12 protein-coding genes are annotated in these 12,570 nt (G+C 58.8%); 3 read left to right on the forward strand and 9 right to left on the reverse strand.

The genetic code is table 11. From position 1 onward, the window contains the following. Positions 1-187 precede the first annotated feature (187 nt). From F8N80_RS18775 to F8N80_RS18790, 4 genes are all read right to left on the reverse strand, one after another. Positions 188-595, reverse strand: a complete 408-nt coding sequence (locus F8N80_RS18775) for a response regulator (RefSeq protein WP_150745215.1) — start codon at positions 593-595, stop codon at positions 188-190. Between the two features lie 158 nt (positions 596-753). Continuing rightward, positions 754-1,035 (reverse strand): pentapeptide MXKDX repeat protein, encoded by a 282-nt coding sequence (locus F8N80_RS18780; RefSeq protein WP_150784434.1) that lies wholly within the window; start codon positions 1,033-1,035, stop codon positions 754-756. 72 nt (positions 1,036-1,107) lie between these two features. Further along, positions 1,108-1,893 (reverse strand): molybdopterin-dependent oxidoreductase, encoded by a 786-nt coding sequence (locus F8N80_RS18785; RefSeq protein ID WP_150784435.1) that lies wholly within the window; start codon positions 1,891-1,893, stop codon positions 1,108-1,110. After that, positions 1,890-2,498, reverse strand: coding sequence for a cytochrome b/b6 domain-containing protein (locus F8N80_RS18790; RefSeq protein WP_150784436.1), 609 nt, complete (start codon positions 2,496-2,498; stop codon positions 1,890-1,892). The genes F8N80_RS18785 and F8N80_RS18790 overlap by 4 nt, the downstream gene beginning before the upstream one ends. 167 nt (positions 2,499-2,665) lie before the next feature. Here F8N80_RS18790 and F8N80_RS18795 point away from each other — a divergent pair, with 167 nt between their 5' ends. Continuing rightward, positions 2,666-3,607 carry a class I SAM-dependent methyltransferase gene (locus tag F8N80_RS18795; protein ID WP_150784437.1) on the forward strand — a complete coding sequence of 314 codons (942 nt, stop codon included), beginning with the start codon at positions 2,666-2,668 and terminating at the stop codon, positions 3,605-3,607. A gap of 370 nt (positions 3,608-3,977) precedes the next feature. Here the strand turns inward: F8N80_RS18795 and F8N80_RS18800 are convergent, their stop codons facing one another. Beyond that, a complete protein-coding gene (locus tag F8N80_RS18800) occupies positions 3,978-4,670 on the reverse strand; it encodes a GNAT family N-acetyltransferase (RefSeq protein WP_150745220.1) in 693 nt (230 codons plus the stop codon). A gap of 518 nt (positions 4,671-5,188) precedes the next feature. On the opposite strand from F8N80_RS18800, the gene F8N80_RS18805 reads away from it, so the two are divergent. Then, on the forward strand, positions 5,189-5,794 hold the full coding sequence (locus F8N80_RS18805; RefSeq protein WP_150745224.1) for a M15 family metallopeptidase: 606 nt from the start codon (positions 5,189-5,191) through the stop codon (positions 5,792-5,794). A gap of 42 nt (positions 5,795-5,836) precedes the next feature. On the opposite strand, the gene F8N80_RS18810 is transcribed toward F8N80_RS18805, so the two are convergent. Beyond that, entirely contained in the window at positions 5,837-6,406 is a 570-nt protein-coding gene (locus F8N80_RS18810; protein ID WP_150784438.1) for a YceI family protein, read from the reverse strand. A 200-nt stretch (positions 6,407-6,606) separates the two neighbouring features. On the opposite strand from F8N80_RS18810, the gene F8N80_RS18815 reads away from it, so the two are divergent. Continuing rightward, positions 6,607-7,362 (forward strand): SDR family oxidoreductase, encoded by a 756-nt coding sequence (locus F8N80_RS18815; protein WP_150784439.1) that lies wholly within the window; start codon positions 6,607-6,609, stop codon positions 7,360-7,362. Between the two features lie 221 nt (positions 7,363-7,583). On the opposite strand, the gene F8N80_RS18820 is transcribed toward F8N80_RS18815, so the two are convergent. From F8N80_RS18820 to F8N80_RS18830, 3 genes are all read right to left on the reverse strand, one after another. Further along, entirely contained in the window at positions 7,584-9,986 is a 2,403-nt protein-coding gene (locus F8N80_RS18820) for an efflux RND transporter permease subunit (RefSeq protein WP_150784440.1), read from the reverse strand. After that, the gene (locus F8N80_RS18825; RefSeq protein ID WP_150784441.1) at positions 9,983-11,107 is read right to left on the reverse strand and encodes a WD40/YVTN/BNR-like repeat-containing protein; all 1,125 of its coding nucleotides are present in this window, start codon (positions 11,105-11,107) and stop codon (positions 9,983-9,985) included. The genes F8N80_RS18820 and F8N80_RS18825 overlap by 4 nt, the downstream gene beginning before the upstream one ends. A gap of 88 nt (positions 11,108-11,195) precedes the next feature. Beyond that, complete coding sequence (locus F8N80_RS18830; protein ID WP_150745229.1) at positions 11,196-12,548, reverse strand: DUF1329 domain-containing protein; 1,353 nt, start codon at positions 12,546-12,548, stop codon at positions 11,196-11,198. Positions 12,549-12,570: the final 22 nt, after the last annotated feature.

The raw sequence follows: 12,570 nt of genomic DNA on the forward strand, positions 1-12,570 counted from the left end.
TTCGCCGGCCAGCTGGAAAACATGCTTGGCCAGGTCGACCGCCACGGTAGTGCAGGCCGACAAATCGGCAGAAGACAATGATTGATCAATCGAAGTATGCTTTTTCATGGACTCGCCCTCGCTGTCGATGGCTGTTTAGACTGCCACCGTGGCGCATTGACGCCTCGGCGTGGGCGAGTCCATCCAATTACACAGGCGGCCGGTTCGACAATGCGCTTTGCACGCAATCGAGCAATTGCCCGAGCGCCCAGGGTTTCTTGATGAACGAGACCGGGTGCCGCACGCCGGAGGTTTCGGGGGTTTCGAAGCCGGACATGATCATGATCGGCTTTTCCGGCCAGCGGTCGCCGAATTGATTGGCCAGATCCGCGCCATTGAGTTTGCCTGGCATGGTGATGTCCGTGAGCAATAGACGGACCTCATTGGAATGTCCCTCCAGATAGGCTGATGCGGCGTCTGCACTGGCCTGTGGTTGAACCACAAACCCTTCCTCCTGAAGAATTTCACAGAGAAACTCCAGGATCAACGGGTCGTCCTCAACCACAAGAATCAACCCGCCAGAAAGCGACTCGCCTGCCGTCGATACTGGACTCATGACTGTGCCACTCCCTGATTGCGTAGATGATTTCGCGGTCTGAAATCCGCTGCTTAAAGGTATGAGCAGCGGACTCGGCGGAAATTCATTTTTGATACAGGCAAGCGACAAAATTCGAGAGGGCTACAAGCCATAGCCCGTGAATAACAATGTTCGAATTACTGTGCCATGCCGTCCTTGTTCATGGCGTCCTTGGACATGGGGTCTTTTTTCATGGCGTCCTTGCTCATGGAATCCTTGGACATGCTGTCTTTTTTCATCGCGTCCTTACTCATTGAATCCTTGGACATGGCGTCCTTTTTCATCGTGTCTTTGTGCATGGCGTCCTTGGACATCGAATCCTTGCTCATGCTGTCGTTACTCATGGCATCGGCAGCAAACACGCTGGCCGCGCCCATTGCCAGGCACATCGACAGTACTGCGGTGGTTAACATTTTCATGGTGAAACTCCTTTGAACTACAGGTCGCGAATGAACGCAGCGTGCGCTGCGCAATAAAACTGCCGGGCGCCGTCAGCTGCCACCGAACCAGTTGTAGCCCTGGTCTTCCCAGTAGCCGCCGCTGTAGGTATTGCTGACGAAAATCGCCTGAATGTGTTTGGGGTTCTTGTAGCCCAGCTTGGTGGGCATGCGCAGCTTCATCGGGAAGCCGTACTCGCGAGGCAGTACCGCGCCGTCATAGGTCAGCGCCAACAGGGTTTGCGAATGCAGCGCGGTGGCCATGTCGATGCTGGTGTAATAGTCGTCGGCGCATTTGAAGCCGACATATTTGGCATCGGTGTCCGCGCCGATGCGTTTGAGGAAGTCGCTGAAGCGCACGCCGCCCCAGCGCCCGATCGCGCTCCAGCCTTCGACGCAAATGTGCCGGGTGATCTGCTCGGTCTGCGCCATGGCGCGCAGTTCTTCGAGGCGCCAGCTGCGCTTGTCGGCGACCAGTCCGGTCACTTCCAGCCGATAGCTCTGCTCCTCCACCGTCGGTGCCTCATCGATGCCGTAGAAGGCATTGAAGGGAAATGGCCGGGTGATCGTCGACTCAGGGTAGGTGGGCGCCAGTGCGTTAGGGTTGAACAGCCAGCCTTGCACCCGATCGTTGAACCGGGACATGAAGGACAGGGCGGTCTCGACGCTGTCGTTATCGGTCAGGTTGCAGCCGGACAACATGGCCACGCCGCCGAGGGTCAGGCCGCGCATCAGGAAGGTGCGACGGGAACGATCCTCGATCTGCGGTGCAATTATTTTTCGGGCGTCGGTCAGGATGGACGACTCGTCCAGCCCCGAGCCCTGGATACGCTTTTTCATACGGGCTCCTTGCGACCGACAATCATGGCCCACAACGTTTTCGGAACCAGCGCAACCATCACCAGATGCACTGCCACGAACGCCACCAACAGCGACATCGCGATGAAGTGCACATGCCGCGCCGCCTCGTAGCCACCCAGCAGTTCACGCAACAACGGGAACTGCACCGACTTCCACAACACCAGTCCGGAGATCACCAACAGCGTGATATCGACCATCACGAACAGGTACGCGAACCGCTGCACCTGGTTGTAATGACTCAGGTCGGCATGCCCCAACCGCCCGCGCAACGCGGCCCACAGGTCATGCAGGACACCTTTGGGTGAGACGGGGAAAAAGCGTCGTTTCAGACGACCACTGAAGAGGTTGATGATCAGGTAGACAAGACCGTTGATGACGAGAAACCACATCGCCGCAAAGTGCCATTGCAGCGCGCCGGCTAGCCAGCCGCCGAGGGTGATCGAATTGGGAAAACTGAAATCGTAAAGCGGCGACGCGTTGTAGATTCGCCAACCGCTGGTGACCATGACCAGCACCGCCAGGGCATTGAGCCAATGGGTCAGGCGTAGCCAGCGAGGATGGGATGAAGCAGGTAGCGACGACATGATGCGTTCCCGGCGGTTGATCGTTAGAGCCAAGTATGTGAGCCGACAGATCGCCAAATCCTCACGTAAAGTTAAATTAAACGTGATAACTCGCGACGCCTTACAGCGAGCGTCCCGCCGCAACTGTGGTTAAAATGCCGCCCCCCTCCAATTGCCGACCCTGCCCGATGAACTCAGATGCCCTCTTTACCCTCCAGGATCATTTGCTGAAGGCCCTGGCAGCCGCCCCGAAAGAAACCCGCCGGCTATTCCACGGCCGTGGTCGATGCTGGCCGGGGCTGGAGCAATTGACGGTCGACTGGTTGCAGGGTGTGGTGCTGGTGTCGCTGTTCAAGGAGCCCGAAGCGGCACAACTGGAGGCGTTGAAACAGCGGCTGCTGCAAGTCACTCAGTCGCCTGAATGGGCGACATCCGGTGCGCATACCCTGGCGCTGCAGCATCGCTACCTGCTGCAAAGCACCACCGAGTGGCTGCTCGGGGAGGCGATCGAGGACATGACCATCACCGAGGGCGGCCTGCGTTATCGCGTCGACCTTGGGCGCAAACAGAACACCGGCCTGTTCCTCGACATGCGCTACGGTCGCGATTGGGTGCGTGCCAATGCCCAGGGCAAGCGCGTGTTGAATCTGTTTGCCTACACGTGCGGCTTCTCGGTGGCGGCGATCGAAGGTGGCGCCGAACACGTGGTCAACCTGGACATGTCCAGCCAGGCACTGAGCCGTGGTCGTGACAATCACCGACTGAACGGGCATGACCTGGGCAAGGTGACGTTTCTGGGCCACGACCTGTTCAAGTCCTGGGGCAAGGTCATCGGCAAAGGGCCGTACGACCTGGTGATCATCGACCCGCCGTCCTTTCAGAAAGGCAGTTTTCTGCTGACCAAGGACTATCAGCGAGTGCTGCGTCGGCTGCCGGAACTGCTCCGCCCTGAGGGGACGGTGCTGGCCTGCATGAACGACCCGGCGTTCGGGGCGGATTTCCTGATCGAGGGCGTCATGCGTGAAGCGCCGAGCCTGCGCTTCGAGCAACGGCTGGAGAATCCGCCGGAGTTTGCGGATGCGGATGTCGAGTGCGGGTTGAAGGCGTTGGTGTTCAAGCTGGGGGATTGAGTCCCGCTGTTGGTGGGAGATTTTATGTTGCAGGGCAACCCTGCAACTCAAGCCGATGCGACTAGTGGTACTTGAGTGGAACACCCCACCTTTCTACGATATTTATGCGCAGCCGCTTGTTTGCTCAAGCCGTTGCGTAAGTGGTGGGTGCACTGAACCCCTATCAAGCTCACCACTTGCTTCATGCGCATCTTGAGCCTCAAGGGCTCTTCTACCTCCCCATCAAAGAGCGTTGAGGCTCTTTTTTAACTGTACGAAACCCAGACAAGAAAAAGCCCGGCATTTTGGCCGGGCTTTGTGCGTCTGGTCGAATTCGATCCAGTAGCCAACACAGCTCCCACATATGATCAAATTGCCTGGAAGGATGGTGTTAACGCCCCCCTTCCCCCAAACGCTCGCGCACACACTCATGCGCCTTGCGCGTCATCTGGTCCAGATGCCGATCCCGCTGCTTTTCCGCATCGACCATCGCCCGCTTGCCGTGTTTCTGCAGCAGGTACGTATGAATCTGCCGCACCTCCAGCGAGCTGTAGATCGAGGCCACGTCCAACAGCCCCATCAAGCCATCACTGCCATGGTCGCGGGTGTTCATCAGCACCTGAGTACCGCGCACGCCCATTACCTGAAAGCCCATCGACTCAAAATACGGCACCTTGGCCACCGCGCAGGTCAGCTCGGCATGGGGATAACGGCCAACCATTTCCCGCACCATCCGCCGGGCAATGCCCTGACGCCGATGGCTTGCGTGCACCGCCATATACGCCACGCCACACGCCTCCGGATCGTCCTTCACCGGCAGGTACAGCAAAAAGCCAACAACCTTTTCCGGATCGTCATCGTCGGTCGCAACCAACAACTCCACGGCAATCCCTTTCGCCCCGTTCAAGGCCTCCAGATAGAGATGAACCTCGTAGCCGATCGCGTACTGATAGAGGTTGTACAACAGGTTGCTCGGCGGGATCGCGACCATGCTGATGTCGGTCAGGTAGTCGACGACCATCTGCAGGATCTGGCTGTTGACCGGTTCTGGGCATGGGGCTTGGTAATGGGTGATCTGGGGCATTGCAGGGGCTGACTCCGGGGGCGGATGTGTGAAGCGTTGATCGCGCGGCTGCCTATCATAACGTGCCGAGACGGGTTACTCGCAAAAGTACTCTGCGTTGGCATGATCGCTCCCACGCCCTGCGTCACTAGTGCCCGGTCATGTTCACAGCTCTAGGCTGCAGTTTTAAACGGACACTAGTAACGCAGGGCTTGGGAACGATCAGAAAGGACGACGATTTGGAGGGTTGAGCAAGAGGTTTCTCAGTGTTTCACTTGTGCGAGGCGTGCCGCGAGTTACTGTCAATATCAGCAACACACAACAACGATAAAATCTGAACTCACTGACAACTGATACGACGGCGTTACAGATATGTAATAGCAACGATACAACTTATATCACCCCAGACAAGTTGATCATTCCCACCATAGCATCTACCGTTTAACTAATTACCGACACAAAATTTATTGCAGAACTGTAAACTCACACTAACAATCCCTGTAACACTTAGTTAACATCCACAGTGCAGGAACAGAGCAATGGACATTCAACAGCTGATCTGTGCCGTTCAAGCCGCTGTCGGCGTCGACGTCGACGGTAAACCCGGGCCGCAAACCTGGATAGCCATTGCCAAACGCCTGGTTCCTGATCAAGCCGTCTCGCTGGCCGATGATTCCACCTCTGACCTGGACCCCAAAAGTAAAAAGAACATCGACTCCTTGCTGCCTGAAGTGCGCCCCTATGCCATTGCGCTCATACAGAAAGCCAGACTCAATGGCATAACCATCAAGATCATCAGCGGACTGAGAACATACGAAGAGCAGGACGCGCTTTACGCCAAAGGTCGGCCTGACAATGGCCCGTCGGTCACCAATGCCAAAGGTGGGCAATCCAACCATAACTTCGGCATTGCGTTCGATATCGGTATCTTTGAGGGTGGCAAGTACCTTGGCAACTCGCCCAAGTACAAAGCCGTCGGGGTATTGGCGATGGACCTGGGCCTGGAGTGGGGCGGAAACTGGAAAAGCTTTCAGGATGAGCCCCACTATCAACTGCGCCCTTCCTGGGCAACGGGATTGACCGAAAGAGATATGCTGGCTGCGCTCAGAAAACGCAAAACCGACCGGCAGGAGGTCTTTGTCTAGCGTGATCGAAATCCACTATCCCACGACATGGGCGCACTGACCCTACTGCTGTGGCGCAACCATGCGAAACCTGATGTTGATATCGTTGGAAACCACCCCATCGGCCCATTCGCCTTCGCCAATGTTGAAGTCGCTGCGTTTGACCGTCAGCTGGCCATCGAAGATGCCGATGGCGTTGTCTGCCTTGAGCTGTACCGGCACCTCCACCACGCGCGTCATCCCCCTGAGCGTGAGTTTGCCGGTGATCAGGTAGCGATCGTTGCCCAGTGCTTTCACGCCGCTCGACTCAAATGTCGCCACCGGGTAACTCGCTGTGTCGAACCATGCGGGTTTCTGCAGCTCTTCGTTGGCATCGCTGCTGCCGGCGTCGATGCTGTCGAGGTCGATGCTCAGTGCAGCGTGCGCGGCGGCGGGATTGTCCGTGTCGAAATCGAGGGTGGCCTGGAACTTGCCAAAGGTGCCGTAGGCCCGTGAGGTGAACTGCTTATAGGTGAAAGAGATGGTGCTGGCGGTCGTATTGACCTGAGTATATTCGGCGGCTTCGACGCAGGACACGGCAGCGAATGCGAGTGCGGCAACCCAGGCTGCGGAAGGTGAAAATCGAGGGCTCATGGGATTCTTCCGTCAGGGCTTCCCGCTGCATTGGGGGGGCTGGGCGCACCGGCCAACCACAGGTGGACTAAAGCAAAGAATCGCGGTTTATTCCACTTGGCGCGCGGACTTCCGACCACCTGTCGCTCCACTCAATGACACGCCCGACGCTGCCGCCAAGCGGGTGTTTAATGAAAGCTCACCACAACGGAAAACCGACCATGAAAATCGTCGTCATCGGCGGCACTGGCCTGATCGGCAGCCAACTGTGCAAAAACCTGCAGGCGCTGGGGCATGAAACCCTGGCGGCGTCACCGAGTACCGGCGTCAATATCATCAGTGGTGCAGGACTGCTCGATGCGCTGAACAATGCCGACGTGGTGGTCGACGTGGCCAATTCGCCCTCGTTCGAAGACCACGCGGCGTTGCACTTTTTCGAAACGGCCGGGAACAACCTGTTGGCGGCGGAGAAAGTCAACGGCGTCAAACACCATGTCGCGCTGGGCGTTGTCGGTACCGAACGGATGCTCGACAGCGGCTACTTCAGGGCGAAGATGGCCCAGGAAAAACTGATCAAGGCATCAGGCGTTCCCTACACCATCCTGCGCGCCACGCAGTTCTTCGAGTTCATCAGTGCCATTGCCTTCTCGGGTCGCGAGGACGGCGACACCATCCACCTGACCTGCGCCGCGTTGCAACCGGTGGCCTCGATCGACGTGGCGGCCGCACTGACCGATATCGCCTTGAAAATGCCGAGCAACCAGACGGTGGAGGTGGCCGGTCCCGAGCGCCGACCGCTGGTGGAATTCGTCAGTGAGTATCTGCAACACATCAAGGATCCGCGCCAGACGGTTTCGGACGATACCGTTCCGTACTTCGGTGCGCCGGTCAACGACCAGTCACTGACACCGGGAGAGAATCCGCTGCTCGGGGCGACGCGGTTTGAAAGCTGGCTTCGGAGTACGTCGCATACCTGATTCGGCGAATAACCCTGTGGCGAGGGAGCTAGCTTGATCCCTTGTGGGAGCGAGCCGGCTCCGGGCGGCGTTCCGACGAAAGCGCTGCGTCGGACACATCAATGTCGACTGATACTCCCTCTTCACGAGCAGGCTCCCAGCACGCCATCTCTTTCAAGCGGACAAAAAACAGGCCGCCCCATGAGCGGCGGCCCCACCAACATTGGGTCGATTGGCAGCTATCACCCGTTCACAGGCAAGGGCTTTGGCTTCAGCAGAAAGTGCGCCAGTGCCGGAACCAGTACCAGCGCCCCCACCATGTTCCAGATGAACATGAACCCCAGCAGGATGCCCATGTCCGCCTGGAACTTGATCGGCGACAGCACCCAGGTCAGTACCGCAATGCCCAGCGTTATCCCGGTCATCACCACTACTTTCCCCGTGGAAAGCAGGGCCAGGTAGTAGGCATCGGACAGGCTTGAGCCATTGCGCAGGTTGGTGAGTGTCACGCTGAGGATGTACAGCGCGTAGTCCACACCGATGCCCACCCCCAACGCGATCACCGGCAGCGTCGCCACCTTGACCCCGATGTTCAGCCCCACCATCAAGGCCTCGCACAAAATCGAGGTCAGCATCAGCGGCAGCACCGTGCACACCACCGCGCGCCAGGATCTGAAGGTGATGAAGCACAGGGCGATGACGGCCGCGTACACCATGAACAGCATCTGCACGTTCGAACGTTTCACGACGATGTTGGTGGCCGCTTCGATCCCGGCATTGCCCGCTGCGTTGAGGAACTGGATCTGATCGGTATTGTGGGTCGCCGCGAACTGTTCGACGGTCTGCACCACACGGGTGAGCGTGTCCGCCTTGTGGTCCTTGAGGTAGACATACACCGTCAGCAGATCACAGTTCTGGTTGAACAGCTCGCGCGGCGCGCGGGTGATGATCGCATTCAACAGCCCCTGGTTACGGGGGATCTCGTACCAGGTCATGCTGCCTTCATTCATGCCCGCGGCAGCCTGCTTGCTCAGCGCCGCCAATGAGGTCGTGGACACCACCCCGGGCAACTGTTGAAGCTGCGCCTCCAGCGCATCGACCGACACCAGTGTCTGGTAATTGGCGCAGTAGTACTGCGGCGTTTTCACCATCACCACATACTTGTCGCTGCTGGCGGAAAAGTTGCTGACCATAAACCGGTTGTCGCTGTTGTAGCGCGACTCCGCACGCAGTTCCGGTGCCCCGGGATTCAGGTCACCGATCTTCACGTGCAGGCTGACGGCAAAACCGGCCACCCCCAGAATCACTGCGATGATGATTGCACCGCTGGCCCATTTGCGTTCGGTGAACCGATCGAGAAAAGCCCAGAACGGGTGCCGGGCATGTTGCGCATCCAGCTGCGAGAACTTGTCGTTGGCCGCTTCACGTAGCGCCGCCGCTTTGCTGACACCGGTGTACGACAACAGGATCGGCAACAGAATCAGGTTGGTGAAAATCAAGGTCAGCACGCCAAGCGTCGCGGCGACGGCCAGGTCCTGGATCACCGGAATCTTGATGATCATCAACACCGCGAAACCCACGGCGTCGGCCACCAGGGCCATCAGCCCGGTCAAGAACAGCCGGCGAAAGGTGAAGCGTGCCGCCACGAGTTTGTCGGCTCCACGCCCGATGTCCTGCATGATCCCGTTCATCTTCTGCGCGCCATGGCTCAAGCCGATGGCAAACACCAGGAACGGCACCAGGATCGAGTACGGGTCGAGGTCAAAGCCCAGGGTGGGCAACAACCCAAGCAACCAGACCACAGCGATGATCGAGCACAGCAACACCAGCAAAGTGCTGCGCACGCAACGGGTGTACCAGAACAACACGATGCCGCAGATCACCAAGGTCGCGGCGAAGAACAGCTGCATCTGGCGCATGCCATCGATCAAGTCACCCACCACCTTGGCAAAGCCGGTGATGTGGATCTTGATGTTGTCGGTTTCATACTTGGCCCGTATCTGTTCGAGCTGACTGGAGAGCAGGTTGTAGTCGAGCGGCTGGCCGTCGTCGGATGCGGTTTCCTGAAGGGGCAGCAGCACGATGCTGGACTTGAAGTTGGCGGCGACCAGTCGGCCGACCTCGCCCGAACGTTCGACGTTTTGCCGAACCTGCTCCAGGCTGGCGACAGAGCCATCGTAGTTGTCGGGGATGACCGGACCGCCGTCGAACCCCTCTTCCGTCACGCCGATCCAGCGGGTCGCCGGCGTCCACAGGGACTTCATGTATGAGCGGTCGACGCCGGGGAGCAAAAATACCTCGTCGTTGATTTTCTTGACCGTCTCCAGGTACGCCGCATCAAAAATGCTGCCCTGCCTGGCCTCGATCGCAATCCGCAGGGTATTGCCCCCTTCCCCCAGCTGGCCGCGATTCTTCAGGTAGTTCTGCACATAGGGGTGATCCGTCGGGATCATTTTTTCGAAGGCGGCATTGAGTTTCAACCCCAGCGCCTGATAGCCGAGCATCAGGCTGAGCACGATACAGATGCCCAGAATGATACGCCGGTGATTGAACAACAGCCGTTCGACCAGGGTGCCGGAAGAAGGATCGAAAGTGTGGGTATCAGGGACGGTGTGATGCTCGGCAGTGCGAGTAAAGCTGTTCATTGATCGTGCTCCGACGATTGCACTGCAACTGCGGACGACAGCATGCCCCGTGCACTGCTGATGATCAGGTCGCCGTTTGCGGCTTGTGCCATGCCGGTGAAGTAACCGGGTTGAGTCACGGGAAGGACCGACGCTGTGCTGGCGCCGTCGGTAAAACGCAGCACCCGGCCTGACTCGTCCGTGAGCAGTACCGAGCCATCGTCAAGCCGCAGGCCACTGGTCAGGGTGACGGGTTGCAAGGTGTCGAGGCGTTGCCAGGTCTCGCCGCGATCCCTGGATTCGAAAGCCTTGCCACGCAGCCCGAACGCCAGGACCGAACCGCTGCTGGTCGCCTGCAGTCCGAAGGTCGTGCCCTCATAAGGGGACGTCAGCGACTCGAAGGTCTGGCCCTCGTCACTGGAGCGCAGCAGCGTGCCCTGTTCGCCGGCGACGAACAGATCCGCCCCTGCCCGCTCGATGCTGTAGAGGTGCAAGCCGTTGGGGTTATCGATACGCGACCGGATCGATTGCCAGCTGAGCCCGCCATCATGGGTAACAAACGCCAGACCGTAAGCGCCTACCACCAGCCCGTTTTTGGCGTCGAGGAACAGCAGGTCGAGCAGCGGTTTATCGGGGCCATCGTCCACCAGTTGTTGTGCTTGAGAGAGACGCTCCCGGGCTTTTTCTGCATCGTCGGCGTTTTCCAGGGCATGCCTGGCTTCCTGCAGTTCGATCTCGGCCGCCTGGACGCCATCAAGCTGTTTGTTCCAGCTCAGCCCACCATCCTGACTGTGCAGGACCACCCCGGCATGCCCGACCGCCCAGCCTTCGCGATCGTCGATGAAGCGAACCTTGACCAGGGTCATGCTGACGGGGGAACTGACTTGCTGCCAGGTGCCGCCATTGTCATCCGAGACAATGATGAACCCTCGTTCGCCCACGGCGACGAGGCGTTGCCCTGCCCTTGCAACGCTGAGCATCACTGACTGCACCGCCATGGCGCTGATGATCGATGGTTGCAGCGGCAGGCCATCGGTGGGTGCCGCCACAGCCGGGCCGGCAAGCACCGTCATGATCGACACGCTGAGCATCAACGCCTTGAACGGATGCCGATGTAAAAACCTGGGAGTTTGAATACGCATTTTCGAGCCTCGATGAAGCGGTGCAGTGGACGCCGCGTCAATGCCACGACGTCCATGGAACACAAGGTTGAACAAGCGGTTGCGAGGCTCAGCGCACCGACCCGGACGCTACCGAGTTACCGGTAAAGAAGTTCTCGGGCTTGCGCGGTATGACGCTGTAGGTTTCGCCGTTGAGGCTCTGCACGACGCTGTAGGTCTTGGCTTGCAGGTTGTAGATCACCACCGGTTTCACCACGACCGCCGGGATCGAAGGCACTACGAATGGCAGCACCTGGGACACGCGCCACAATTTGCCCTCGGCGTCGTAGCCATCGACCAGCGACACCGTCCAGCTGTCTTCATCGATGAAGAATTTGCGCTTGGGCACGGCATGGCGTTTGCCCGGGGCGACCGTGGCTTCCAGCTCCCAGACGCGATGCAGTTCCCAGCGCACCTTGTCCGGATTGAGGTGGTTGGCGACAAAGGCATCCTCGCGTTTTTCGGCGTTGAATGTGTTGTCGTTGTACGGGATGTACAGCTCTTTCTTGCCGACCAGTTTCCAGTCATAACGATCCGGATGGCCGATGAAGCCATGCACCTCATCGAAGTAGTTGGCACCGGACGCCACGAAGTCCGGGGTGTCATAACCCACGGTCGGCGCGCGGCGCACGCGACGTTGGCCAACCAGGTACTGCCAGGCTTCCCGCGGTTCCTGTGCGTTGATGCTGTCGTGCGTCACCAGGGACTCGCCGGCCTTGAACGGTGGTTCGTTGGTCAGGAAACGCAACAGCGCATACTGCCCCGACCATTTGTCCACGGCGCCGTCCTTGAAGTAGTACGGGTACTGCCAGTTCTCGACGCCACGGCTGGCCAGGGTGCGGGTGCCATCCGCATTGCCAATGATATTGGCGTAGCCCATCTGGATGGATTCGGCCTCGACCCGCAGCAGGAAATTCCAGATGACCTCATTCCCGGTTTTAGGGATCGGGAACGGAATCCCGCCGTAACAGCCCTCCACCGACAAGCCATTACTGGTGGTCTTGCACCGGGTCGCGTTGGCAAAGGTGTTCTGATAAACGCTATCGGGGGCCGCGGCTGTTCGATGGGTCGGGTACACATCGAGGTGGAAGGTGTCGGGATATTTGGCCAGCAGGGCCTTGGTCCCTTCGTTCAACTTATCCGCGTACTGCGCCGCGTTCTTCGCGGTGATCTGCAACAGCGGTTTTTCACCAGGGAACGGATCGGCCGGCACATCGCCAAATTTGGCCCCGGTCACGTTCTTGGTCAACCCGCCCGTCCAGGCCGGAATCGAGCCATCGGCATTGCCGGCCTTTTCAGCCCCCAGGGGGGTCAAGGTGGTCTTGAGCTTCGCCGCCTCGTCAGGGCTTACCGCCGCGAATGCGCTGTTGGCGCACAAGGAGATCGACAGGGTGGAAAGCAACAGCAGTTTAATTTTTGTCATTATCAGGGCCCGCCTGTTCTTT

The sequence above is a fragment of the Pseudomonas fluorescens genome (assembly GCF_902497995.1).
Classification (GTDB): Bacteria; Pseudomonadota; Gammaproteobacteria; order Pseudomonadales; family Pseudomonadaceae; genus Aquipseudomonas; species Aquipseudomonas fluorescens_BK.